The 24,373-nt window shown below is 64.2% G+C and carries 26 protein-coding genes, 1 pseudogene and 1 riboswitch; of the genes and pseudogenes, 15 read left to right on the top strand and 12 right to left on the bottom strand.

Going from position 1 to position 24,373, the window contains the following annotated elements; all coding sequences use genetic code 11:
* Nucleotides 1-39: 39 nt before the first annotated feature.
* The gene (locus NLM33_RS16170; protein WP_027524403.1) at nucleotides 40-528 is read right to left on the bottom strand and encodes a sigma-70 family RNA polymerase sigma factor; all 489 of its coding nucleotides are present in this window, start codon (nucleotides 526-528) and stop codon (nucleotides 40-42) included.
* A 173-nt stretch (nucleotides 529-701) separates the two neighbouring features.
* Here NLM33_RS16170 and fabI point away from each other — a divergent pair, with 173 nt between their 5' ends.
* From fabI to NLM33_RS16130, 8 genes are all read left to right on the top strand, one after another.
* Nucleotides 702-1,517, top strand: coding sequence for an enoyl-ACP reductase FabI (fabI, locus tag NLM33_RS16165; protein WP_254096997.1), 816 nt, complete (start codon nucleotides 702-704; stop codon nucleotides 1,515-1,517).
* 74 nt (nucleotides 1,518-1,591) lie between these two features.
* Nucleotides 1,592-2,191, top strand: a complete 600-nt coding sequence (locus NLM33_RS16160; RefSeq protein ID WP_254096996.1) for a histidine phosphatase family protein — start codon at nucleotides 1,592-1,594, stop codon at nucleotides 2,189-2,191.
* A gap of 183 nt (nucleotides 2,192-2,374) precedes the next feature.
* Nucleotides 2,375-3,463 (top strand): chorismate synthase, encoded by a 1,089-nt coding sequence (aroC, locus tag NLM33_RS16155; protein WP_254096995.1) that lies wholly within the window; start codon nucleotides 2,375-2,377, stop codon nucleotides 3,461-3,463.
* Between the two features lie 66 nt (nucleotides 3,464-3,529).
* Entirely contained in the window at nucleotides 3,530-4,726 is a 1,197-nt protein-coding gene (locus NLM33_RS16150) for an adenylate/guanylate cyclase domain-containing protein (RefSeq protein WP_254096994.1), read from the top strand.
* Nucleotides 4,727-4,803: 77 nt separating this feature from the next.
* A complete protein-coding gene (locus NLM33_RS16145) occupies nucleotides 4,804-5,907 on the top strand; it encodes an IS5 family transposase (RefSeq protein WP_254094633.1) in 1,104 nt (367 codons plus the stop codon).
* On the top strand, nucleotides 5,904-6,110 hold the full coding sequence (locus NLM33_RS16140) for a hypothetical protein (RefSeq protein WP_254094631.1): 207 nt from the start codon (nucleotides 5,904-5,906) through the stop codon (nucleotides 6,108-6,110). Before NLM33_RS16145 ends, NLM33_RS16140 begins: the two co-directional genes overlap by 4 nt.
* Nucleotides 6,111-6,378: 268 nt before the next feature.
* The gene (locus tag NLM33_RS16135) at nucleotides 6,379-6,657 is read left to right on the top strand and encodes a hypothetical protein (protein ID WP_254096993.1); all 279 of its coding nucleotides are present in this window, start codon (nucleotides 6,379-6,381) and stop codon (nucleotides 6,655-6,657) included.
* 31 nt (nucleotides 6,658-6,688) lie between these two features.
* Complete coding sequence (locus tag NLM33_RS16130; RefSeq protein ID WP_254096992.1) at nucleotides 6,689-7,870, top strand: radical SAM protein; 1,182 nt, start codon at nucleotides 6,689-6,691, stop codon at nucleotides 7,868-7,870.
* A gap of 152 nt (nucleotides 7,871-8,022) precedes the next feature.
* On the opposite strand, the gene NLM33_RS16125 is transcribed toward NLM33_RS16130, so the two are convergent.
* The 6 genes from NLM33_RS16125 to NLM33_RS16100 all read right to left on the bottom strand — a co-directional run bounded on the left by NLM33_RS16125 (nucleotide 8,023) and on the right by NLM33_RS16100 (nucleotide 11,628).
* The gene (locus NLM33_RS16125; protein WP_254096991.1) at nucleotides 8,023-8,793 is read right to left on the bottom strand and encodes a hypothetical protein; all 771 of its coding nucleotides are present in this window, start codon (nucleotides 8,791-8,793) and stop codon (nucleotides 8,023-8,025) included.
* An 85-nt stretch (nucleotides 8,794-8,878) separates the two neighbouring features.
* Nucleotides 8,879-9,184 (bottom strand): ATP-dependent Clp protease adapter ClpS, encoded by a 306-nt coding sequence (gene clpS, locus NLM33_RS16120; protein WP_254096990.1) that lies wholly within the window; start codon nucleotides 9,182-9,184, stop codon nucleotides 8,879-8,881.
* Between the two features lie 39 nt (nucleotides 9,185-9,223).
* A complete protein-coding gene (locus tag NLM33_RS16115; RefSeq protein ID WP_254096989.1) occupies nucleotides 9,224-9,565 on the bottom strand; it encodes a DUF190 domain-containing protein in 342 nt (113 codons plus the stop codon).
* A 2-nt stretch (nucleotides 9,566-9,567) separates the two neighbouring features.
* The gene (crcB, locus tag NLM33_RS16110) at nucleotides 9,568-9,996 is read right to left on the bottom strand and encodes a fluoride efflux transporter CrcB (protein WP_254096988.1); all 429 of its coding nucleotides are present in this window, start codon (nucleotides 9,994-9,996) and stop codon (nucleotides 9,568-9,570) included.
* A gap of 5 nt (nucleotides 9,997-10,001) precedes the next feature.
* The gene (gene crcB, locus NLM33_RS16105) at nucleotides 10,002-10,391 is read right to left on the bottom strand and encodes a fluoride efflux transporter CrcB (RefSeq protein WP_254096987.1); all 390 of its coding nucleotides are present in this window, start codon (nucleotides 10,389-10,391) and stop codon (nucleotides 10,002-10,004) included.
* A gap of 25 nt (nucleotides 10,392-10,416) precedes the next feature.
* Complete coding sequence (locus tag NLM33_RS16100; RefSeq protein WP_254096986.1) at nucleotides 10,417-11,628, bottom strand: MFS transporter; 1,212 nt, start codon at nucleotides 11,626-11,628, stop codon at nucleotides 10,417-10,419.
* 90 nt (nucleotides 11,629-11,718) lie between these two features.
* Nucleotides 11,719-11,795: riboswitch (Fluoride riboswitch) on the bottom strand.
* Nucleotides 11,796-12,099: 304 nt separating this feature from the next.
* On the opposite strand from NLM33_RS16100, the gene NLM33_RS16095 reads away from it, so the two are divergent.
* Nucleotides 12,100-12,942 carry a DUF1194 domain-containing protein gene (locus tag NLM33_RS16095; protein WP_254096985.1) on the top strand — a complete coding sequence of 281 codons (843 nt, stop codon included), beginning with the start codon at nucleotides 12,100-12,102 and terminating at the stop codon, nucleotides 12,940-12,942.
* Nucleotides 12,943-12,963: 21 nt separating this feature from the next.
* Here NLM33_RS16095 and NLM33_RS16090 read toward each other — a convergent pair whose 3' ends face one another.
* Complete coding sequence (locus NLM33_RS16090) at nucleotides 12,964-13,812, bottom strand: nucleotidyltransferase domain-containing protein (RefSeq protein ID WP_254096984.1); 849 nt, start codon at nucleotides 13,810-13,812, stop codon at nucleotides 12,964-12,966.
* A 155-nt stretch (nucleotides 13,813-13,967) separates the two neighbouring features.
* On the opposite strand from NLM33_RS16090, the gene NLM33_RS16085 reads away from it, so the two are divergent.
* Nucleotides 13,968-14,453, top strand: a complete 486-nt coding sequence (locus NLM33_RS16085) for a GNAT family N-acetyltransferase (RefSeq protein WP_254096983.1) — start codon at nucleotides 13,968-13,970, stop codon at nucleotides 14,451-14,453.
* Here the strand turns inward: NLM33_RS16085 and NLM33_RS16080 are convergent.
* Nucleotides 14,425-15,480: a class I SAM-dependent methyltransferase gene (locus NLM33_RS16080; protein ID WP_254096982.1), complete on the bottom strand. Its 1,056-nt coding sequence runs from the start codon at nucleotides 15,478-15,480 to the stop codon at nucleotides 14,425-14,427. The two genes, NLM33_RS16085 and NLM33_RS16080, sit on opposite strands and share 29 nt — an antisense overlap.
* Nucleotides 15,481-16,768: 1,288 nt before the next feature.
* Complete coding sequence (locus NLM33_RS16075; RefSeq protein WP_254096981.1) at nucleotides 16,769-17,677, bottom strand: GntR family transcriptional regulator; 909 nt, start codon at nucleotides 17,675-17,677, stop codon at nucleotides 16,769-16,771.
* Between the two features lie 88 nt (nucleotides 17,678-17,765).
* Here NLM33_RS16075 and NLM33_RS16070 point away from each other — a divergent pair, with 88 nt between their 5' ends.
* Genes NLM33_RS16070 through NLM33_RS16050 form a run of 5 tightly spaced genes read left to right on the top strand, consistent with a single transcriptional unit; the run spans nucleotide 17,766 to nucleotide 22,696 of the window.
* Nucleotides 17,766-18,701 carry a hydroxymethylglutaryl-CoA lyase gene (locus tag NLM33_RS16070; RefSeq protein ID WP_254096980.1) on the top strand — a complete coding sequence of 312 codons (936 nt, stop codon included), beginning with the start codon at nucleotides 17,766-17,768 and terminating at the stop codon, nucleotides 18,699-18,701.
* Nucleotides 18,698-19,912 (top strand): CaiB/BaiF CoA-transferase family protein, encoded by a 1,215-nt coding sequence (locus NLM33_RS16065; RefSeq protein ID WP_254096979.1) that lies wholly within the window; start codon nucleotides 18,698-18,700, stop codon nucleotides 19,910-19,912. The genes NLM33_RS16070 and NLM33_RS16065 overlap by 4 nt, the downstream gene beginning before the upstream one ends.
* 38 nt (nucleotides 19,913-19,950) lie before the next feature.
* Nucleotides 19,951-20,997 (top strand): ABC transporter substrate-binding protein, encoded by a 1,047-nt coding sequence (locus tag NLM33_RS16060; RefSeq protein ID WP_254096978.1) that lies wholly within the window; start codon nucleotides 19,951-19,953, stop codon nucleotides 20,995-20,997.
* Entirely contained in the window at nucleotides 20,994-21,842 is an 849-nt protein-coding gene (locus tag NLM33_RS16055; RefSeq protein ID WP_254096977.1) for an ABC transporter ATP-binding protein, read from the top strand. Before NLM33_RS16060 ends, NLM33_RS16055 begins: the two co-directional genes overlap by 4 nt.
* Before the next feature lie 2 nt (nucleotides 21,843-21,844).
* Complete coding sequence (locus NLM33_RS16050; protein ID WP_254096976.1) at nucleotides 21,845-22,696, top strand: ABC transporter permease; 852 nt, start codon at nucleotides 21,845-21,847, stop codon at nucleotides 22,694-22,696.
* A 16-nt stretch (nucleotides 22,697-22,712) separates the two neighbouring features.
* Here NLM33_RS16050 and NLM33_RS16045 read toward each other — a convergent pair whose 3' ends face one another.
* Nucleotides 22,713-23,960 carry a class I SAM-dependent RNA methyltransferase gene (locus tag NLM33_RS16045; RefSeq protein ID WP_254096975.1) on the bottom strand — a complete coding sequence of 416 codons (1,248 nt, stop codon included), beginning with the start codon at nucleotides 23,958-23,960 and terminating at the stop codon, nucleotides 22,713-22,715.
* A pseudogene (locus tag NLM33_RS16040) lies at nucleotides 23,953-24,351 on the bottom strand (SAM-dependent methyltransferase); the annotation flags it as partial. The gene NLM33_RS16045 and the pseudogene NLM33_RS16040, both read right to left, overlap by 8 nt.
* Nucleotides 24,352-24,373: the final 22 nt, after the last annotated feature.

Genomic DNA, 24,373 nt, shown 5'->3' with positions numbered 1-24,373 from the left:
TGAAAATCCGATGTGTGGATCTTTGCCTGGACCCTGCCATCATTTCACCCTTCTCAGCGCCGGCCGCTCGCCCTCCAGCGCCGCCTTGATGTGGGCCCGAGCGCGCGCAAGGCGCGACATCACCGTACCGATCGGCACGCCCTGGATGTCGGCGACCTCGCGGTAGCTCAGGCCTTCCAGCATCACGAGCAGCAGCACCGAGCGCTGCTCCTCCACCAGCGTCGCCAGCGCCTTCTCAATGTCCCGCCCTTCGGCTTCCGTCCCGCTGGCGTCCGGATTGTTCTCGGAGAGCTGCATGAACTGCGGCCGCCTCGCCAGCGAGCGGCGGCGGTTCTTGTTGAGGTTGGTCAGGATCGTGTAGAGCCAGCTCCTGACGTCGCCCCCGAGAAACAGCCGCTCCGAACGCAACGCCCGGACCAGCGTGTCCTGCACCAGATCGTCGGCGATGTCGGCATCGCGTGCGAGCGCCCGAGCATAGCGCCGAAGCGCCGGGATCATGGCTTCAACACTCTGGCGAAACGCGCTCATGCCGCCTCGATTGTCCTTCACGTTTGGCGCGAGCGCCTTCACTCATCATAACACCCGAATGGAACGGCTATTCCGGCAACCGAAACAGCGTTAACGCGGCGGATTAGGACTGTACCGCAGGGAAGCGCTGGTGTACCTCCAGACCCCTTGACCAGCTCGATTGGATGACAGGCATGGCGCAGAATTCGGGTCTGATGCAGGGCAAGCGCGGGGTGATCCTCGGCGTTGCCAACAACCGTTCGATCGCCTGGGGCATAGCCAAGGCATGCCACGCCGCCGGCGCCGAGCTTGCGTTCACGTATCAGGGCGACGCGCTGAAGAAGCGGGTCGAGCCGCTCGCCGCCGAGATCGGCGGCCTCGTGCTCGGCCATTGCGACGTCACGGACGCCGCGACCATCGACGCGGCGTTCGCGGTCGTGCAGGAGAAATGGGGCAAGATCGACTTCGTGGTGCACGCGATCGCCTATGGCGAGCAGCTCGACGGCCGCTATGTCGACACCACGCAGGAGAACTTCACCAAGTCGATGTTGATCTCCTGCTACTCGCTGACCGCGGTCGCGCAGCGCGCCGAGAAGCTGATGACCGACGGCGGCTCGATCATCACGCTGTCCTATTACGGCGCCGAGAAGTGGATGCCGCATTACAACATCATGGGCGTGGCGAAGGCCGCGCTGGAGGCCAGCGTGCGCTATCTCGCCGCCGATCTCGGTGAGAAGAACATCCGCGTCAACGCGATCTCGGCGGGACCGATCAAGACGCTGGCCGCCTCGGGCATCGGCGATTTCCGCTACATCCTGAAATGGAACGAGGTCAACGCGCCGATGCGGCGTAACGTGACCACCGAGGACGTCGGCGGCAGCGCGCTCTATCTCCTGTCGGACCTGTCGCGCGGTGTCACCGGCGAGGTGCATCATGTCGATTCCGGTTACCACGTGCTCGGCATGAAGCGGCCGGATGCGCCCGATATGGCGCTGGGCGGGAAGGACTGAGCATGATCCGGAAAAGTGTGTAGCGGTTTTCCGAAAAGATCATGCTCAAACATAAGAGCTAACTCCCTCCGACAATGCCCACGCCCACGATCTACTACCTTCGGCACGGCGAAACCGAGTGGAATGCGCTCGGGCGTCTTCAAGGCACGCAGGACATCCCGCTGAATGCGCGCGGCCGCGGCCAGGCCGTGCAGGCCGCCGGCATCCTCGCCGATCTCTTTGCGCGCGAAGGCCGCGACAAGGCTTCGCTGCCTTATGTCTCGAGCCCGCTCGGGCGCGCGCGTACGACCATGGAGCTCGCGCGCGGCAAGCTCGGCCTGCCGATTGCCGACTATTCGCTCGACGACCGCCTGCGCGAGATCGGCTACGGCGCCTGGGAGGGACTGACGCTGCCGGAGAGCGAGGCCGCCGATCCCGACGTCTACGCGCGGCGCCTGGTCGACAAATGGACGGTGGCGCCCTCGGACGGCGAGACCTATGCCGACGTCCAGGCCCGCATGCGCGAATGGTACGACCAGCTCCGGACCGACACGGTCGCGGTCGCCCATGGCGGCACCGCGCGTGCCCTGATGGTGACGCTGGGGCTGGAGACCCCCGCGAGCGCCGCCGAGCTCTATATCGAGCAGGGCGTCGTTTACGTGTTCCGCGCCGGCCGCCTGGAGAAGCATAGTTAACGGGGGTACCGCCGGTCGGGCGCCCGAAGGGCATTTCGGGTTCCGGGCAAAAAGTCCCAAAACAACCCCATGCAAAGTAGCCAATGGGCGGTTGTGACCGTCCCGCGCCGCGGCTACGAGGCGCCATTTGACCCTCCTTCGAGGGCGCGTTACCACACGCCGGAACCGATCCAGCGAGCAGCGATGTCTTTCAACACCTTCGGCCATATGTTCCGTGTCACCACCTTCGGCGAGAGCCATGGGGTGGCGATCGGCTGCGTGGTCGACGGCTGTCCGCCGCTGATCCCGCTCGTCGAGGCCGACATCCAGCGCGACCTCGATCGCCGCCGGCCCGGCCAGTCGCGCTTCACGACCCAGCGCCAGGAGCCGGACCAGGTGAAAATCCTCTCCGGCGTGATGGCGCATCCCGAGACCGGCGAGCAGGTGACCACGGGGACGCCGATCGGGCTTCTGATCGAGAACACCGACCAGCGCTCGAAGGACTATTCCGAGATCAAGGACAAGTTTCGCCCCGGACATGCCGACTTCACCTACGAGGCCAAATACGGCCTGCGCGACTATCGCGGCGGCGGGCGCTCCTCGGCGCGCGAGACCGCGATGCGCGTCGCCGCCGGCGCCATCGCGCGAAAAGTGCTGCCCGGCGTGACCGTGCGCGGGGCGCTGGTGCAGATCGGTCCGCACAAGATCGACCGCGACAAATGGGACTGGGACGAGGTCGCCAAGAATCCGTTCTTCTGTCCGGACAAGGACAAGGCGGCGTTCTTCGAGAGCTATCTCGATGGCATCCGCAAGAGCGGCTCCTCGATCGGCGCCGTGATCGAGGTTGTCGCAGAGGGCGTGCCCGCGGGGCTCGGTGCGCCGATCTACGCAAAGCTCGATTCCGATCTCGCGGCCGCGATGATGACCATCAACGCGGTGAAGGGCGTCGAGATCGGTGCCGGTTTTGGCGCGGCCGAGCTCACCGGCGAAGAGAACGCCGACGAGATGCGCACCGGCAATGATGGCACGCGCTTCCTGTCCAATCATGCCGGTGGCGTCTTGGGCGGCATCTCCACGGGCCAGCCGGTGGTGGTGCGTTTTGCGGTGAAGCCGACCTCGTCGATCCTGCAGCCGCGCCTGACCGTCGATCGCAAGGGCGCAGACACCGAAATTTTCACGAAAGGCCGCCACGACCCCTGCGTCGGCATCCGGGCAGTTCCGGTCGGCGAGGCCATGATGGCCTGCGTGCTCGCCGACCACTTCCTGCGTGATCGCGGGCAGGTGGGGCGGTAGGCGTCCCGCGCTAACCGCCAGCGCAGCTTGACGGGGCGCAAGGTTCGCCCGCAAATTGTGGGTGCCATGGATGCATCCGAAATCAACGCCATCGCCGACTGGCTGATCGACGGCGCGCGCTCGGCGCCGATGCCGAGCCAGATGATGGCCCAGGCTTGCGAGCGCATGGTCGCAGCCGGCCTGCCGCTGTGGCGGGTCGGCGTGTTCATCCGCACGCTGCACCCCGAAATCTTCGGCCGCAATTTCATCTGGCGGCAGGGCGACCCCGAGGTTGAGGTCGGCACGGTGGATTTCGAGATCCAGCAGACGCCGGGATTCAAGCGAAGCCCGTTGAGCCTCGTCTTCAACCAGGGCCTCGAGGTGCGCGGCAATCCCGACAGCCCCGGCGACGTCGAGCGCTTTCCGTTTCTCGGGGACCTCAAGCAGGAGGGCGCCACAGATTACGTCGCGATGCCACTGCGCTTCCTCGACGGTACCGTCCACGCGATGACCTTGACCACCAAGCAACCCGGCGGCTTCAGCGATGCGCAGGTCGTGGCGCTGCGCGCGTTGACGAAACCTCTGACGCGCATCACCGAGATCATTACGCTCCGCCGCACCGCCACGACGTTGCTCGATACCTATGTCGGCAACCGCGCCGGCGAGCGCATCATGGGCGGCCAGATCCGCCGCGGCCACACCGACACAATGCAGGCGGTGATCTGGCTGTCGGACCTGCGCGGCTTCACCGCGCTGTCGGACCGTCTGCCGGCCGAGACCGTGGTCGAGATCCTCAACCATTATTTCGATTGCCAGGTCGCCTCGATCCGCACACATGGCGGCGAGGTGCTGAAATTCATGGGCGACGGCCTGCTCGCGGTGTTTCCGATCGACGAATATATCGGGGATGCGAACCACGTCTGTGCGCGCGTGCTCGAGGCCGCGCGTGAGTCACGCTGCAGCGTCGATGCGCTGGCATTTCCGGTCGGCGAGGCGATCGAGCGCTTCCGCTTCGGCGTCGCGCTGCATGTCGGCAACATCCTCTACGGCAATATCGGCGGCGGCAACCGTCTCGACTTCACCTGCATCGGCCCCGCCGTGAATCTCGCAGCGCGGCTGGAGAAGATCGCCGGCCGCATGGGGCGGACGGTGGTGGCCTCCGAAGGTTTCGTGCGTGCCTGCGGCGCCGACTGGAACGAGCTCGGCGAATTCCCGATCGCCGGCTTTTCGAAGGCGCAGCGCGTTTATGGCCTCGCCGACGAAGCGCCGGTCGTCATGGCCTAGCAGGCTGTTGAAGAAGTCTCTGGCGAAGCGTTTTGGATCGTGATTCCCTAGGATCAGGATTTTGCTGGGGTGGCACGATGCGGGGAAGTGACGAACGGTCTGGCTCGCTGTTCAGTTATGTTGACCTGGAGGCTCGGGTTCGCGTCGACCACCCGCTGCGGGCGATCAGGGATCTGGCAAATGCGGCGCTGGGCGATCTTTCTGGGGAGTTTGGCAAGCTCTACACGGACTTCGGTCGGCCCTCGATCGCACCGGAGAAACTGCTTCGGGCGATGCTCCTACAGGCGTTCTATGGGGTTCGCTCGGAAAGGCATCTGATGGAACGGATGGAGTTCGATCTTCTGTTCCGCTGGTTCGTCGGGCTTGGGGTGGACGATGCGGTTTGGGACCATTCAACCTTCTCGAAGAACCGCGACCGGCTGCTTGAAGGTGAGATTGCGGCCAAGTTCTTGAACGCGCTTTTGGCGCAGCCGAAGGTGAAGCGTCTTTTGTCGAGCGATCACTTCTCGGTGGACGGCACGCTCATTGAAGCCTGGGCTTCGATCAAGAGCTTCCGGAGGAAGGATGGCAGCGACAAAGATCAGGACGGTCCGGGACGCAATGCCGAGCGCAGCTTCCACAAGGAGAAGCGATCCAACGAGACCCATGAGAGCACGACCGATCCTGAGGCCAGGCTCTATAAAAAGGGCGACGGCCAGCCGGCCAAACTCTGCTATATGGGCCATGCGCTGATGGAGAACCGCAATGGTTTGGCGGTTTTAGGTGGAGTGAGCCAAGCTACTGGCACCGCCGAACGAGAGATTGCGCTTGCCATGATCGACAGGCGCGGGTGTGCGAAGCGGGTCACTCTGGGGGCGGACAAAGCCTACGACGTCACGCAGTTCGTGCATGACCTGAGAGATAGATCGGTTACTCCGCATATCGCGATCAATGGACATCTGAGTAAGACCGGCAAGCGGCGCAAGACGGCGGTCGACGCGCGTACCACGCGTCACGACGGCTATGACATCAGCCAACGCTGCCGCAAACGCATCGAAGAAGTCTTCGGCTGGATCAAGAGTTCCGCTGGCCTGGCCAAGGTCAAGCTGCGAGGCCGCGACCGGGTGGATGCCGTCTTCGTCCTGGCGCTTGCGGCCTATAATCTGATCCGGCTGCCCAAGCTTCTGGCGGCACCGGCATGAGCATCCGAGGTAGATGGCGGGTCGTCGAGACACCAGGCTACGACATGGCCGTGGCGGGCGCCTACATCCTGTTCGATGACGACGGCGGCGAGTTCGCCTTCGATTGCCTCACGGGCTGCATTCATGGAGCCTGTGACGGCGATGCCGTCCAGTTCGGCTGGCAGGGAAACGACGAAATGGAGCCAGCCAACGGTGATGGCTAGGCCGAACTGCGGGATGACGGCTCACTCGAAGGTGAAATCTGCCTCCTTAATGGCGACGACATCCCATTTATCGCGCGTCGCTCGAAGACTTCTTCAACAGCCTGCTAGAGGAGTCCGACCGGATCTCGATCCGTTGAAGTCCGGGGGCCCGAGCCCGACACGTTGCCGTTACGATAGAAAAGGTATACTGTTCGTCATTGCTCAGCCGGTTCGACATACCGGCCTTTCGTTCGATCCTGCACAGCGTCGCGAAAAGAGGAGCATCATCATGCCGATTACGACGCTGAAGGTCTTGGCGAGCCTCATGCAACTGCATGGGCCGGGCGCGACAATTCAGAGCGACCATCAGGGTATCGACGCATTACTGAACGATCTGCGTGGGCAGAGTGCGGAGCAAGGCGTTGTTTCCGGCGAACCCGTAGTGACCCAGGCCGCTTTCAGACGAGGGGCTTTTGCCAAGGGGGCGAATGCTGGCGCCTTTCGCAGAGCGGGATACGCTCCCGGCGTGGGCGCGTTCCGCCGAGGGGGATTTGTTCGAGGATACTAGGTAGGTCCTTCAACCCCGTCTCGGTGTCGGCATGTCGGCTGACGGTTCAGATTTAACCGCCTTCGAGGATCAGCCGATCACGCAGTTGCTGGTCAAGGTCGCAGCGAGATGTAACATCGACTGCTCCTATTGTTACTGGTTCCGCGACGCGTCCGTTTATGGGAAGCCCAAGCTGATGAGCCCCGACGTGCAGCATCGATTGCTGCAACGCATCGAGGAGCACGTCGTCAGATTCTCCCTCGTCGATTTTCCCATCATTCTGCACGGCGGCGAGCCGTTGCTGTGGGGTGTCGAGAACTTCCACCGCTTTGCCGCGGCCTGCGAAGGCATTTCATCACGGACTGGCTGCGACATACCCATCGCCGTCACGACCAACGGCGTGTTGATCGATGACGAATGGCTGGCCTGCTTCGAGGCCCGCAACATTTCGGTTGCGATCAGCCTGGACGGGCCGGCACATATTCACGACCTCCATCGCAGGACGTTTCAGGGTACGGGCACCCATGCCGCCGTGGAACGTGCCGCGCGCATGCTGGTATCGCGCGACATCGGCGTCATTGCCCTGGCAGTCTGCAATCCCGCTTACGCGCCGCAGCAATATGCCGATTTTTTCGCCGCGTGCGGAATCTCCAACTACGACATCATGATCCCGGACGCGACGGTGGACGAGAAGCCACCATCCATTGCCGCATTCTACAAGGGTCTGTTTGACCTCTGGCTGGAAGCGAATCGCGAGGCGCCGACGACCAATATCCGTATCATTTCCGACATGATCACGGCCCTGCTTGGCAACAATTCGCCGACCGAGGGCGTGGGCCACAAACCCGTCGAGCTTTGCACCGTCATGACCGATGGCACCGTGGAGGCTCACGATGTGCTGCGGATCGCAGGCGACGGCTTTACGAAGACCAACTTCAACATCTTCGATCATGCGATCGACGAGGTCAGGAACGAGCCTCGCTGGAAAGCCGCGCGCGATGCGTCAATCAATCTTTGCGCGAAGTGTCGCCAGTGCAAGTTCATGAACGCGTGCGGGGGAGGCTATCTCCCGCATCGTTTCTCCAAAAACAACGGCTACGACAATCCTTCGGTCTATTGCGACGATCTCTATGCGATGTTTGAGACCATGCAATCGGTACTGGAGAGCCATCTCTATGTCAGCAAGCCAGGCGGCGAGCGCGTCGATCTGCCCGACACGACGGCTGGCGCCTAGTCATGGCCTAGCTGCAATCCTGTCCGTTTCGAGATGGCGCCGCCTCGCGAGAGAAGGCGAATCTTTTCCGCCCCGCAGCCCGTACCGGCCCAACCCGAATTGAAACATGAGGATGGGCAACTCGATCGCCGAGATCGCCATGACTGCGACGATCAGATGTGGTCCCCACGAATATGCGACTGCTTCAACCCGAACGTCAGGATCGTCAGGGTGATCCATAGCCGCAGCATGGCGAAGCTGAAGATGAAGACGAAATAGATCAGGTTCTTGGTGAACTGGCTCGCCAGCGAAGTCTGCCAGAAATTCCAGATCGCGCTGCGAACCAGCTCCTGCCCGTAGAAAAGTGCGATGTTGACCACGCCGAGCGCGATCACGGCGGCCCCGAGCCACAACCCACGCCGGGCGAACTCGGCAATCGCGGCAAACAGCGCGATCTGACCGTCATTGCGGTCGGCATGGACGATGATGAGGAGCACCAGGGTGGCGATCAATGCGCTCCAGAAACGCCCGACGTGCGTGAACTGGTCGAAAGCCATGCCGTCGAGCCCGGCCATCAGGTGCCGCGACAATGCGGCATAGCCGATTGCCTCGGTGCCGATGGACACGGCGATCATCAAAAGGGTAATCCGCCAGAAGATCGCGAAAGACAGCTTGAACTGCTCACCCATCGTCAGCGCGCCGAGGGAGGATTGACCGCCGGCGGCTTCGATCGAGCGCTGCGCCGTCGCAAAGAAGGCCAGCAGCACCGACAAGTCGGAAATGATCGTCGCCGGCAGCGCCGCAGGACCGCCGCCGAACGCGATCACCCGCATGGCGGCCGCCAGGATCAGCCAGGGCAGGGCATGTAGAAGCTTGAAGGGACCGAACGAGGTCTCGTGGCGGGCGGACCGGAGCTCGAGTTGCTTGCGCAGTGCGATTGTCATCGCATGGTGGTGACACAGGAGATTAAACCTGTGGTAGCGCGGATCGGTAAAATTGACGCAAATGCATGCGGCAGACTGGCGCGCTCTATTCCTCCGGCTCGGTGGTGAACAATAGCGGATAGCCCTTGGCGCGGCCGGCGTCGGTGGCGCGCGTCGCCTTGGTCTCGGCGATGTCCTTGGTGAAGACGGCGACGACGCAGGCGCCCAGCTTGTGCGCGGTGATCATGACCTTGTAGGCCTGATCGGCCGTCATGCGGAATTCGGCCTTCAGCACCAGGGTGACGAAATCGCGCGGCGTGTAGTCGTCGTTGAGCAGGATCACCTTGTGCAGCCGCGGCCGCTCGACCTTGGTCTTCGTCTTAGGTTTAGGCTTGGTGACGGTGTCGTTCATTCCGCCTCCAAAAAACGCGAGGGGTTCCGGCTGCGGCGCTTATGACGCGGCCTTCTCACCATATTGCAGGACCTGCACCTTCTCCAAGGTGATCAACCCGCTCGACATCATGCCATCCAGGATGGGCAGGAATGCGTTGATGTTGTCCTCGCTGTCGACGATCTCGATCACCAGTGGCAGGTCTTCCGACAGCCGCAGGATTTTCGAGGTGTGCAGCCGGCTCGATTTGCCAAAGCCCATCGGCCCGCGCAGCACGGTGGCGCCGGCAAGGTGCCGCTCGCGCGCGCTGATCACGATGGCCTCATAGAGCGGCTTGCCGTCGAAATGGTCGTTCTCACCGATGAAGATGCGGAGCAGGACTGCTTGACGGGGAATTTGCATGATCAGCTCCTTTTCAAGCGGTTATAGCGGCTCGCCATCATATGACCGAGCCACACCGACACCAGCCAGCAGATGAGCGAGGTCGCGATATAGGCCAGCGCGGTATATTTCATGCCGCCATGGAACAGGCGGAAGGTCTCGAGGCTAAAGGTGGAGAAGGTGGTGTAGCCTCCGCAAAAGCCGGTCATGACGAACTGCCGGTGCTCGGGCCGCGCCAGCACGCGGCCGTCGGGGCCGGTGAGCGTCGCATAGAAACCGATGATCAGGGATCCCGTGGCGTTGATGAACAGTGTCGCGAAGGGAAAGCCGGGCCCGGTGTCCAGCAGGAGCCCGACGAGCCAGCGCGTCATCCCGCCGATGATGCTGCCGGCGGCGACCCAGGCATACAGCAGCGCGGTGCGCCAGCGGGCACTGGAGGTGAGGGCGGTCATCGCCTCTAGCCTCCGAACCGGTCAGCGAGCAGGAAGCCGCACGTCACGGCGGTGAGGCACAGGCCGACCGAGAGCACGATGTTGCCGAGCGCAGGAAGCTGCTCGCCGCTGCGCGCGAGGGTCAGCGTCTGGAGGCTGAACGAGGACACGGTGGTGTAGCAGCCGAGGAAACCGGTCACTGCGAACAGCCATGGCGTCGGGGCTGCGAAGATCGAGCCCGGATGCGTCGCCAGCGCACCGAAAATGCCGATCAGGAAGGCACCGGTGACGTTGATGGTCATGGTGCCCCAGGGAAACGTCTCGCCGAAGCGCCGCGCGATCGCGCCGGAGAGGAAATAGCGCGCGCAGCCGCCGAGCACGCTGCCGATTGCGATTGCAAGAATACCGCTCACCACGTCGAATGATCCCCTGCTTGTCCCATCACTGTCCCACTGGTCTCGCGAAGCTCTTGCCGATCGCAAGCAGTCCAGCAAGCGAGATCAGCGCAAAGCCCAGCCCGGCAAGGAAGCTGCCGGCCGGCCCATAGGCGTCCCACAGCGCGCCCGCGAGTATGCTGGCCGCGAGCGTCGCAAGCCCCGTGAACAAATTGAAGTAGCCGAATGCGGTGCCGCGTAAGCTCGGCGGCGCGGTATCGGCGACGAGCGCCGCGAACAGGCCCTGCGTCAGTCCCATATGCAGGCCCCATAGCACGACGCCGAGGGCGAGGCCCGCAAGGCTAGGCAGCAGCGCAAGCGCCAGATCGGCGGCGGCGAGAAAGACGAGCCCGAGCGCCAGCAGGCCGGTGCGGTTGATGCGGTCGGACAAGGCGCCGGCCGGATAGGCCGAGAGCGCATAGACGATGTTCATCAGCACCAGCACCGCCGGCACCCACATCGCGTTGAGCCCGATATTCTGCGCCCGCAGGATCAGAAAGGCCTCGCTGAAGCGCGCCAGCGTGAAGACGACACCGACCGCCACGACGCACCAATAGGCGGCGCCGAGCTGCCGCATCGCCGCGGTGTTGAGCGGGTTACGCGACGGCGCGCGGGCCCCGTCGGGCTCGGGCTCGCTGACCGCGAACGCGATCAGGGCAAAGGAGAGGAACGCCGGCAGAACCGCGACCCAGAACACGGCCGTGAAATTGTTCGCCGTCCACCACATCAGGCCGATCGCCGCGAGCGGCCCGACGAAGGCGCCGATCGTATCGAGCGACTGGCGCAGGCCAAAGCTCGCACCGCGCAGGTGCGCCGGCGCAATGTCGGCGATCAGCGCATCGCGCGGCGCGCCGCGGATGCCCTTGCCGATGCGGTCGATGAAGCGCGCCGCAACCAGCCATCCGGCGCTGGGCGCGAGCGGAAACAGCGGCTTGGTGCACGCGGCGAGCCCATAGCCGAGCGCTGCGAGCAGCTTGCGCCGGCCGAGCCAGTCCGACAGCGCGCCGGAGAAGATCTTCGTGATCGAGGCGGTCGCCTCCGCGATGCCCTCGATGATGCCGACCGTCATGGTGGAGGTGCCGAGCACGGTAACCAGATAGACCGGCAGCAGCGCGTGGATCATCTCGGAGGAGACGTCCATCAGCAGCGACACGAAGCCGAGCACCCAGACTCCCCTGGGGACCGCGGTCACGGATGGATTTGGCGTCGCCGTCGTCACCTCTTGCCTTTCGCATTCAGGCAACAAAAAACCCGCCACCGGCGGGTTATCCATGCTCCCGCCGAAGGCGAGGCTTTCCAAAATGCCTCACCTCAAGCAGGAGTCATCAGCCCATACAATCTGACATCGTCGGGCGGTTATCGGGGGACTCCATCCCCATCTGTGTGACAAGCCTAGCATGGAAATCGCGCCGCACAATAGGGTGGCGGCTTTGCTTCGATGTCCACGCCGTCATTCCGGGGCGGCTCGCAGAGCCGAACCCGGAATCTCGAGATTCCGGGCTCTCGCTTCGCGAGTCCCGGAATGACGTTCGTGGTGATCGCTAGCGCGAAGCGGCACGACGTTGGCGGAGCTGCGGCAGCTTTGCGCAAGAGCGTGCGTCCCTAACTCGAATGTGAAGCCATGGCGATCTTCGCGCTTTGCGGAAATGCATTTGCATGTCACCATCGCGTCATACGACGGGAGGGCGCGATGCGCTTGCTGATCTCGATCGGGGCTGTGCTGGTGGCCGGGGTGATTGCCGGAGGTGACGTCGCGAGCATCGCGGCACCGGGGGCCAAATATCAGCAGCAAGCAGCAGACAAGGACGCGCAGAGCGTCGATGTCGAACTGATCCTCGCCGTCGACGTCTCCTACTCCATGGATATGGACGAGCTTGCGATCCAGCGCGAGGGCTACGCCCAGGCGCTACAGTCGAAGGAATTCCTCCAGGCGCTGAAGGCGGGGCCCAACGGCCGGGTCGCGGTCACCTATTTCGAATGGGCCGCTTCCAGCGACCAGAAGATCATCATCCCCTGGCGGCTGATTGACGGGCCCGAGACGGCGGATGCAGTCGCTGCCGAAATCCTGAAGACGCCGATCCGGCGCGCCTCACGCACCTCGATCTCGGGCGCGATCAATTTCGCGATGCCGCTGTTCGACGAGGATCCCTATCGCGGTCTGCGCCGCGTCATCGACATCTCCGGCGATGGTCCCAACAACAATGGCGGACCGGTCACCGTCTCGCGCGACGCAGCGCTGGAGAAGGGTATCGTCATCAACGGCCTGCCGATCATGGTCAAGGAGCCGTCCTATTCGACCATGGATATCGACAATCTCGACTATTACTACGAGGACTGCGTGGTCGGCGGCCCCGGCTCCTTCGTGATCGCGATCAAGGACCGCGACAAGTTCAAGGAGGCGATCCGCACCAAGCTCCTGATGGAAGTCGCCGGCCGCACGCCCGAGCGCAAGGTCGTGCACGTCGCCGACAAGGAGCCGCGCGTGAGCTGCCTGATCGGGGAAAAGATCTGGCAGGACCGCTGGGGCAGGTAGGCGAGAACCTGAGCCCGTTCGTTAGCGCGGTTCGAGTGCCGCCAGCTCCCGCTCAATCGTGCGTAGGTTCGAAAGCGCCGCCCCGAACGAATGGTTTCCGATGCGCCGCCAGATCGCCGAGGTCTGCTCAATCAGGTCCGGGATCGTCAGCGGAAATTCCGCGGCCTGCAGCAAGGCCGCCTTCTCGTTGATGAGATATTCCCCGTTGAGCGCAAACAGCACCTGCGCGACGCAGGTGAGCGCGCGGTAGGCGCAGCCGGCGACATGGATCTGATCCTCGCGCAGCGCGGCAAGTTCGGCATTCTCGATGCTGAACAGGATTTCCCACCGGAAGCGCCGGATCAGAGCCTCGCGCAGCGGCTTTGGATAGGGCAGTGCGATCGACTTCAGCTCCGCGATCACCGCGCGCTCGTCGCGCAGCGCCTGACAGCAGGCGATCTCGCCCATCCAGATCGCCGAGCAGAACCCGTGCGGATGTCCGGGCTGATAGTCCATGCTGATCTGCCCCGTCCGGCAGGCCTCCATCGTGCGGCGGACCGCATCGATGTTCCGGTAGAGCAAGTCGACCTTCTGCCCCTCGATCGTCAGCCACGCGCCGCCGACGATCCACGGTCCCCATTCGCCGACCGAGGTGACCGTCGTCTCCTCGGGGTCGTCGGCAACCTGCCGCGCCGCCTGTTGCAGACTATCGGTGTCGAGCTTCAGGCTTTCCGAGAAATACAGCCCGATGTCGTAGTCGGAGTTTTCGTGCGACGTCCCGCGCGCCCGCGAGCCGCCGAGCACGATGGCCTCGACGCCTGCGACGTCGCCAAGCGTGGATACCACCCGCTCGATGAGCGGATCGCGCTGGATGTCCGTCTGCGCTGCCATCGGGTGAGATCCCGCACGGTGCCGTGTGCTTCCGGCGGCGGGTATGGTCCTCTTGACGACGATGGTCAACTCCCGGGCGGATGCTTGATGGTTCGCATTGCCAACGGGACCGGCAGCGGGCAAGACTGGCGCGTCGTCCTGACCGGGTGAAATCGATGGCGAACGCCAGGCTTGCGCAAACGTCGGATCTTGCGGGGCTGCTCGCGCTGTTCCGCGTGTCCGACGTCAGTGCGAGCGCTGCGCCTGAGGAGGCCGCAATCATCTGGCGGCAGACCCTGTCTCGCGACGACCTCGCCGTGTTCGTGTCGGAAGCCGACGGCCAAATCGTCGCCACCTGCATGCTCATCACCGCGCCCAACCTGTTGCGCGGCGGCCGCCGGCACGGCTTTCTCGAGAATGTCGTGACACACCCAAAATTTCAGGGGCGCGGACACGGGCGGGCCGTCGTCGCCGCGGCGCTGGAGGCGGCCTGGGCCAGGGATTGCCACCACGTGCTCATGCAAAGCGGCCGCAAGGACGCGCGCGTGCATCGCTTCTACGAGCGTTGCGGTTTCGTGCCGGGCCTGCGCGTCGGTTACGTCGCGCGCAGACCCGAGCCCGGCATGATCGACGTCAGATCCGCGCCTCCAGGATCAGGTTGAAGGGCGTCTCGGCGGCACGACGGAAGCGGCTCAAGCCGCCCTCGCGCGCGACCTTGCGCAGCCTTGCTTCGCCGGCCTGTGCGCCGAGCGCCAGACCAACTTCCTGATCGAGCGATGCCGGCGTGCAGATCATGGTCGATGCCGCGTAGTAGACGCGCCCCACCGGGTTGAGGTTGTCTTCGAGGCGGTCATTGGCGAACGGCTCGACAAGCATGCAGGTGCCGTCCTTCGCCATCGATTCGCGTACATGGCTGACGGCGCCGACGGGATCGCCCATGTCGTGCAGGCAGTCGAAGAAGCAGACGAGATCATATCCTTCGGCCGGATAGGTCTTGGCCGAGTGGACGGCGAAGCTGACGCGATCGCCGAGCTTGGCTTCGGCGGCAGACCGGCGTGCAGTCTCGATCGAGCCTTCGTGATAGTCAAAACCGTAGAAGCGGGAGTTCGGGAAGGCCTCGGCCATCAGCCGTGTCGAAACGCCGTGCCCGCAGCCGACATCGGCGACCTTGGCGCCGCGCTTGAGCTTTTCCACCACGCCCTCGAGCGCGGGCAGCCACTCCTGCACCAGATGGTGCTTGTAGCCGGTGCGGAAGAAGCGGGCCGTGCCGCAGAACAGGCACTCGCTGCGCCGGTTCCAGCCGACACCCTTGCCGGTCTTGAAGGCGTCCGTCACCTTCGGCTCGTCCAGGAACGCCGCGGCAATGACGTTGCCAACCGCGCCGAGAAACACCGGGCTCTCCTCGTCGGCCAGCGCCATCGCCTGTTCCGGTAGCATCGAGAACTTGCCCGACGCGGAATCGTATTCGACGTAACCGGACGCAGCCTGGCTCGCCAGCCACTCGCGGATGTAGCGCTCCTTCGTTCCGGTGGCGCTCGCGAGCTCGGCAGAGTTCATCGGTGCTTTGGCGAGGGCGCGGTAGAGGCCGAGCTTGTCGCCGAGCAGGACCAGCGATGCGTTCATGGCCGCGCCGACCTCGGTGATCATCTTGCCCATAAAGGCATTTAACTTGTCGGAATTGACTTCCATGACAACCTCCATGCGGTGTCGGGCATTTACCAGCAGTTGTGCTTTGCCGGACCGCGCACGAGCCATCGGCCGTGACGAGAGCGACGCTCTCGGAAATCCGCGGGTCCTCTATGTGGGTCAATCCGGCGCGCTGCAGGTTCAACGTGTCTGCGCAAACCTCGTCGCGAGCTCGATGGTAACCGGCTCTCGGAGAAGGTCCAGCGGCCCGCGGGTGGCGACCGTCGCCGCAAAGCGCCAGCCATGGCTCGGCAGGCGCGGGGTAGGGCGGCGTGGCCGAGTGGAGTCCGTGCGTATTGAATGGCTGCCTATTTTGAGCGCGGCCTACCGTCGGGCACCCGCCCCGCAATTACCAACCAACGATGCACGATCGCCCATTTGTCGCGTCCGCGTGGATTGAAGTCCAGGAGCGGCGACTTGGCATTTTGAAGTTCGAGGAAAAATTCGAGAGTTGCTTTGCGCGTGGTTCGATAGCGTGGCAATCGTTGCCTCGTGATCCAGCGATCCCACTCCCGGACAATCAGGAATTGTCGTCTTGTCCACTGAGCCATCGCAGCCCGCCTGCGTGCGGACCAAGGTCGCGCTGGAGGTCGGATGACGGAAGCGGCCGGCAGTCGAGCCCTGGTTCAATGGGATATGTCTGTTGTCGAGCGCTCACTCCAGAGGGGGCAGCGGTTGTATCGTCTCGTAAGGCGTTGAACACTTGGGCGGCCATTTCGCTTAGCTTGGTCAGGCTCCTTTCGATGTCGCTGTGCATCCGAGCGAGTTCACGGGATTTCCGATATTTGCTGAACTGAATAATCTGAGCCGACATGGCAATGCTCCGGCGGTATTTTTTGCCAGAGTAGTCGCCGGTACGCGGATTTGCCTATCTGCCAATTCAGGTGGCAGGCGCATTCTTTTTGATGGCAATCGCATGCCATCGACGGGCGCTGCTGTTCACGCCTCGACTTGGGGGAAGCTGACGACAGAGCCGACTTCGCCGCCCGGCAATTAATCGGCCGGGGTTATATACGGGCCATAAAGTACGTCTCGCCGTCGCTTGTACGTCTTCGAAATAGCCCGCATCGCGACGATGCAAATTACAGAACAAGCGATTTCAATGATCACTTGAGTCGTTCCGCATTAAAAAGGGACAATGTAACAACTGCGGACATTACCGGATTCCGGACCGGCTGGACCGGGAGATCAGCCAGTTCCAAAGCAGGGCACTGATCTTTTCTGAGTATGCGACATTTTTGTCACCGCTCGCAATCGCAGGAGAATCAGCCGCCGCTGCCTACCTCAGGCCTCAAGACAAGCCGGCCACCAGCGGGCGTTGCAGGTGTTTTGCCATCAGCTCCGCCGCCTCGGCGTAGCGCCGCACCTCCAGGACGTCGAGCAGGCGCAAATGCTCACGCACGTGCCGCCGCATGCCGTCGCGGTCGGCGAAGCTGCGATAGGCGAACAGGCGCCTGATCGAGTTCACCCGCTTGAGCGCTTCAACGAAGAACGGATTACCGGCGCCGCGGATGATCTCTTCATGAAACTCGCAGCCGGAATGATAGACCTCGCCGATCGTCATCTTCTCGAGCTCGCCCTCCAGGACGCGCAGCTGGCGCTCGCGCAAGCGTGCGATCACCTCCTGCGACAGCATGAAGTCGGGCTGGGCGATCGCCGCCGGCTCGATCACCACGCGAAACGCCATCGCCTTGGCCTGTGCTTCGGGGCTGGAGACGGTCTCCGCAAAGCGCCAGCCATAGCCCGGCAGGCGCGCGATCCACCCCTCGGCCGCGATGCGGTCGAGCAGCCGCTGCAGCTCGGCCCGGCTCAGCTCATAGCGGCGCATCAGCTCCGCCTCGGTGACGTCGGCCGGCAGCCGGGTCGCGAGAACATCGCCCGCAATCGTCGCGTAGACCTGCTCGCTGCGCCTGACTGCCGCGAGCGCGGGTTGGGCTGCGCTGCTGGTCGGGTTCTTCGCCAGCACGAAGCCGCGATGCGGCTCGCCGCGCGCCAGCCCCGCCGCTTCCAGAGCCTTCAGGCCGAGCCGGATCGGCGCACGCGAAAGATCCAGCGCGTCCGCAAGCCTTTGTTCGATCAAGCGATCGCCGGCCTTCATACCTTCGCGCCGGGCGAGCGCCATGATCAGGCCGGCGAGGTGCTCGGCGCGCTCGGAACCGCCGTTCCTCGCGGCGCGCTGTCGGGAACTGTCGGATGTCATTGCAGTGCACGCAAAGTTTAGGGCTTGACAGACTGTCCCATGAATTGTTCTTTTATGCAACAATATACAATCAAGCAGGGAGAGCCCGATGGCGCGCGCGCCGGATGTTCATATTTGCGAGGTCGCTCCCCGCGACGGTCTGCAGAATCTCGGCATCTTCGTTCCCACCGAAGCCAAATGCGCGCTGATCGACGCGATCGCTGCCGCCGGTGTGCGCGAGATCGATGCCGGATCCTTCGTGCCGCCAAAGGTCGTGCCGCAATTCGCCGACGTCGATGCGGTGATGGCGCATGCGCTCACGCACAAGACGGCGACCATCGGCGCACTTGTGCCGAATCCTAAGGGCGCCGAGCGCGCCATCGCCGCCGGCGTCAACATCGTCTATTTCGTCATCTCGGCAAGTGAGACGCACAACCGCGCCAATGTGCGTCGCTCGGTCGAAGAGCAGCTCGACGGATTTCGCGCGGTCCGCGCCGCGATCGACGCCCGGCCGGTGGACCAGCGGCCGCAACTGATGGGCGCGATCTCTACATCCTTCGGCTGCTCCCTGGAAGGCGAGGTCAGCGAAGCTGCCGTGTGCCGGGTTGCGCGCGCCTTTGCCGACGCCCGTGCCGACGAGATCGGGCTTGCCGACACCGTCGGCTATGCCACCCCCAAACTGATCGGGCAGATCGTCGAAGCTGTCAGGCGCGAGGTCGGATCGCAGATGACGCTGCGCCTGCATCTGCACGATACGCTCGGCGCGGGCCTTGCCAATGCCGTCGCCGGCCTCGAGGCGGGGATCCGCCGTTTCGATGCGGCGGTGTCCAGGCTCGGCGGCTGCCCCTTTGCGCCAGGTGCGCGCGGCAACATCGTCACCGAGGATCTCGTGTTCATGCTGGAGCGCATGGGCCTGTCCACCGGCATCGACCTCGATCGCCTGATGCAAACCCGCGAGATTCTCGCTCGCCATATCCCGGAAAAACATCTGACGGGGCATCTGCACGAGGCGGGCATCCCCAGGGTCCTGAGGGGGGCGGCATGACGGCTTCTATGCGCGAGACCGCGTCGGAGCTTCGTCCGCTGGCCGGCCTTCGCGTCATCGAGTTCAGCCAGATGGTGATGGGCCCGAGCTGCGGGCTGATCCTCGCCGATCTCGGCGCCGACGTGATCAAGGTCGAGCCGCCCAAGGGCGACCGCACGCGTTATTTCAAGGGACCGGCCGCCGGTTTCTTCGCCACCTACAGCCGCAACAAGCGCAGCATCGCGCTGGATACATCGACCGCGGAAGGCCAGAACATCGCGCGCAGGCTGATCGAGAGCAGCGACGTCCTGATCGAGAATTTCCGACCGGGCCTGTTGAAGCGCATCGGCCTCGACTACGAGAGCGTCGCGGCCTTTGCACCACGCCTGATCTACTGCTCGCTCAAAGGTTATCTGCCGGGCCCATACGAGAACCGCCTCGCGCTCGACGAGGTCGTGCAGATGATGGGCGGCCTTGCCTACATGACCGGCCTGCCCGACAGGCCGATGCGCGCCGGCGCCTCGGTCAACGACGTCATGGGCGGCATGTTCGGCGTGATCGCGATCCAGGCTGCGCTGGCGGAGCGGCAGCGCACCGGCCGCGGTCGTTACATCCAGAGCGCACTGTACGAGAACAACGTGTTCCTGATGGCGCAGGCCATGATGTGCGAGGTGGTCAGCGGCCAGCCGTCGATCCCCTATTCGATCAAGGACAGCCCCTGGCCCGTCTACGACCTCTTCGACACCAAGGATGGCTCAAAACTGTTCGTCACCATCGTCGGTGAAGAGCAATGGGAGGCGTTCTGCCGCGCCTTCGATCGCGAATCCTGGCTGACCGATCCGCGCTTTGCGACGAGCAACGACCGTGTCGACCATCGCGGCTGGCTGATCCCCGAAATCGCGAAGATCTTCAAGCAATGGGACAAGGCCGATCTCGCCGCGCGCCTCGAGCAGCTCGATCTGCCATACGCGCCGGTGAACAAGCCCGGCGATCTCTTCGATGACCCGCATCTCAACCAGTCCGGCGGGCTGACCGACATTCGCCTGCCTGATGGCGGCGAGGCAAAAACGCCGCTGTTGCCGATCTCCATGGACGGCCGCCGCCTGCCCAACCGCTACGATCCGCCGCAGATCGGCGAGCAAACGAGCGAGATTTTGAGCGAGATCGGCCTTTCCGCGAACGAAATCGAAACGCTGCGACAAGCAGGGACGATCAAGGTCACGCCGTCCTGACTGATCGGCGTGATCAAAACAGAACACGGGAGGAGCACATGAGTATCACCAGGCGCCAGGCGCTGATCGCGGGCTCTGCATTGGCCGGTGCATCGCTGCTGCCGGGACGACTGCACGCGGAGAACAAGCAGGTCTCGCTCGCCTTCGGACCGGTGTCGCCGGTCTACGCCATCGGCATGATCGCGGAGCTGAAGGGGTACTTCAAGGACGAAGGGCTCGATTCGAAGCTCGTGACCGGCAATGCGGGCACGTTCGGTCGCCAGACGCTGGCGGCAGGGCAGGCGCTGTTCGCGCATGGCGATGCCAGCCATCCGCTGCAACTGAGCGCGCGCGGCAAACCCTGCAAGATCCTGCTCGCGACCGAGATGGTGTGCTCCTATGCCAACATCGTGGTCCGGCAGGACCTCTACGAGAGCGGCATCAATTCGGTCGAGAAGCTCGCGGACTACAAGCGCGCTGACGGCGCCAAGCCGATCGTCGCCGCCACCGCAATCGGCTCGGGCACCTGGGTGTTCGGCACCTATGTGTTCGAGGCGCGCGGGCTCGCCGACAAGGTGAACTGGGTCGCCGGCGGAGGGCCCAACACGATGTTCCCCTCGCTCCAGACCAAGCAGTTCGACGCCATCATGGCGCCGCCGAGCTGGATCGTCGAAGTCGAGAAGAAGGGTTTTGGCAGGACGATCTACGACACGTCAAAGCCCGGCGTGTTCGAGAAGGATTTTGGCGGCACGCTGCCCGTGCTCGTGATCTACACGCTCCAGGACACTGTCGAGCAGGACAAGGCGATGGTGCAGGCCTACGTCAACGCGATCTACCGCGCGATGGCCTTCGTGAAGGCGACGCCGCTGGCCGACGTGCAGGCGCTGGTCACGCCGAAATATTTCTCCGGCATCGACCCCGATGCGATCAGCGCCGAGCTCGGCTTCGACAAGTCGACCTGGGCCTATGACGGCAGCATCGACAGATCCTCGTTCGAACGCGGTGCCAAGCCCTGGTACCGCAAGGGAACCGACATTCCCGAAACCAAGTACGAGGATGTCGTCGACATGAGCTTCCTCCAGGCAGCCAGGGCGAAATACAAATGATGGCCGGACCCAGCCCGGGCCTCGCGCGCGCGAGAGACGACGATGACAGGGCAGCGGCGCGTACGCGCATCGCCGTGCAAGGCCTCGCCAAACGCTTCAATGCGAGCGGCCGCGAATTCGTGGCGGTCGATGATGTGTCCTTCGAGGTCAAGCAGGGCGAATTCGTCGCCCTGCTCGGCCCATCCGGCTGCGGCAAGAGCACCATCCTCAACATGGTCGCGGGGCTGTTGCCGCGCTCGGGCGGACGCATCCTCATCGACGACGACACCGTCGAGACCGGCAAGGTCAACCCCAGGGTCGACTACGTCTTTCAGCGCGACACGCTGTTTCCCTGGCGCACCGTGGAGCAGAACATCGGCTATGGGCTGGAGATCGCGGGACTGCCGAAGACCGAGCGTGCCCGGCGCGTCGCTTTGGCTGTCGAGAAGGCCGGGCTCACAGGTTTTGCGCAGAGCTTCCCGCGCATGCTGTCCGGCGGCATGCGCCAGCGCGTCGCCTTGATGCGCACGCTGATCCTGGAGCCCGAAATCCTGCTGATGGACGAGCCGTTCGGCGCGCTCGACACCCACACCAAGCTCGAGATGCACAAGACGCTGCTGGAAATCTGGGAACGCGAGCGACAGACCGTGCTGTTCGTGACGCACGATCTCGGCGAGGCCCTGACGCTCGCAAGCCGCATCATCCTGCTCTCGGCGCGGCCCGGGCGGCTCAAGGAGGATTTCGACGTCGCCATCCCGCGGCCGCGCGATCCCGTGGGCGTGCGCGAGACCGCCGAATTCGGCCGCCTCTATTCCCACATCTGGCATTCCCTCGGCGAAGAATTCCGCCGCACCAGGGCTGACTGACCATGGCCAAAAGCCGCACCGTGATCCTGTTCTGGCAACTTGCCATTCTCGCAGCCGTGCTCGTCATCTGGCAGTGGGGCTTTGAATGGAGCAAGGCGCTGCTGCCGAAGGCTTACGTGCCAAAAATCCTCGATCCCTATTTCGTCGCCAAGCCGTCGCTGATCTGGCAAAGCTTCCTGCGGCTCAGCTGCTTCGCCGATGCCGGCGGCTTTGCCGCCTGCATCAACGGCAACGACAATAATTTGTGGCTTGCCACGCTGGTCACGCTGAAGAACACCTGGTGGGGATTTTTGTTCGGCTCGGCGAGCGGAATCGCGGCCGGCCTGATCCTCGGCCGTTCCGATTTCCTGGCCCGCGTGTTCGGCCCCTACGTCGTGGCGCTCAACTCGATCCCGCGTATCGCGCTGGTGCCGCTCGTCATCCTGATCTTCGGCCTCGGCGATCTCTCCAAGATCGCGACCGCCTGGCTGGTCGTGTTCTTCGTGGTGTTCTTCAATACATTCGAAGGAACGCGCGCGGTCGATCGCGACCAGATCGCAGCCGCCCGTCTGCTCGGCGCCAGCGAATTCACCGTGCTGCGCACCGTCGTGATCCCCTCCGCGCTCGCCTGGGTGTTCGCCTCGCTCCTGCCCGCAGTTTCCTTTGCGCTGATCGGCGTCATCGTCGGCGAGTTCATCGGCGCCGAACGCGGGCTCGGCAAGCTCATCATCGAAGCCGAGGCACGCGCGAACGCCAGCGAGATGATGGTCGCCATCTTCGTCATGATGTTCGTCGGAATTTTGCTGGCGGTCGCCGTGCGCTCGCTGCAGTCCTACCTGTTGCGCTGGCAGCCGCAATTCGAGCCTTCGGCATAGGGCCCTGGCAGGATCGTCACCGGCTGAACCGCGCCACCAGCTCGACATGCGGCGTGTGGCGGAACTGGTCGACGGGCACCACGGTCTCGAGCTTGTAGCCGCCGTCGATCAGGAGCCGCGCATCGCGCGCGAACGTCGCGACGTTGCAGGACACGGCGATCACGACCGGCACCTTGCTTGCGGCGAGTTTTAGCGCTTGCGCCTGCGCGCCCTGGCGTGGCGGGTCGAACACGACGGCGTCGAACTCGCGCAACTCCTGCGGCACCAGAGGGCGGCGGAACAGGTCGCGCGGCGCGGCCGTGATCGGCTTCAGGCCCGGGGTGCGCGCGGCTTTCGCGAGCGCTGCGACGGCGCCGGCGTCGCTGTCATGAGCCGCGACGCGCGCCTTCTCCGCAAGTCTCAAGGCAAATGGACCGACGCCGCAGAAGAGATCGGCGATCTCCTTCGCCTTGCCGATGCGCTCGCTCACCAGCGCGGCCAGCGTCTCTTCGCCTGCGACGGTTGCCTGGAGGAAAGAGCCCGGCGGCAGCGTCACCTCGGCGCGGCCCATGCGCAGCGTCGGCGGCAGTCGTTGCTGCACGAGTTCGCCATGCCGCGTCAGCCGCGCCAGGCGATGCTGCTCGGCAACGCGCGAGAGTGCCGCGACCATCGCCGCCGGCAGGGGACCTGAGCCGCGCACATCGACATCGAGGCCGTTCTCGGTCGCGGTGACCTGGATGTCCAGCGGCTTCGTGACCGCCATTTTCGACGTCAGCGGCTCGGCGACTGCCCAGGCGGCATCGAGCGCGCCTTCGAGCGCCGGATCGAGGATCGGACAGCGATGGATCGGGATGACGTCATGCGAGCTTGTTGCCGCAAAGCCCACTTTCAGGATCTCATGCGTGCCGAGGCGGCCATGCAGCGTTATGCGGCGGCGTCCCGCGCCATGGGCGTCGACCAGCGGCGCCACCTCGCACGCGACGCCGGCTTGTGCCAGCGTTTCGACCACGATATTGCGCTTCCAGGCCTGGTACGGCGCTTCCGCCCAGTGCTGGATCGCGCAGCCGCCGCAGACGCCGAAATGCGGACAGAACGGCGCGATGCGTTCGGGGCTTGCCACGGCCACAGCGAGCAGCTTGCGCCGGTCGGGATGATGGCCGGGAACCTGCTCGACCTCGACGGTCTCGCCGCCGAGCGCATAGGGCACGTAGATCGCTTCGCGACCGTCGAGGCAGACACCGTCGCCCCGATGTCCGACGTGATCGATTGTCAGACGCTCAACCACGGCGCGCGCCCAGGAAGAATTCGATGTTGCCGTCGCCGCCCGTGATCGGCGAGGGGAACACCTCGATGTCGGTGCAGCCGAGCGAGGCGGCGAAGGCCGCGATTTCGGCGCAGATCTCCTGATGCACGGCGGCATCGCGGATGATCCCCTTCTTGTTATGCTTCCGCTCGGCCTCGAACTGCGGCTTGATCAGCGCGAGTAGGCTCATCGGTGCTGCCGCCAGCGACAGCGCCACCGGCAGCACCGCCTTCAGCGAGATGAAGCTGACGTCGATGACGACGACATCGGGCCGCGCCGGCAGGCGCTTGCCTTCGTAAGAGCGGATGTCGGTCTCTTCCATCGAGACGATCTTGGGATGACCGCGCAGCGAGGGATGCAGCTGCTCGTATCCGCCCCAGGTAAGAGCGAGTCGC

This window comes from Bradyrhizobium sp. CCGUVB1N3 (assembly GCF_024199925.1).
Lineage (GTDB): Bacteria > Pseudomonadota > Alphaproteobacteria > Rhizobiales > Xanthobacteraceae > Bradyrhizobium.
Note: the sequence above shows the minus strand (reverse complement) of the source record. Positions and strands in the feature narration are given on the sequence as shown.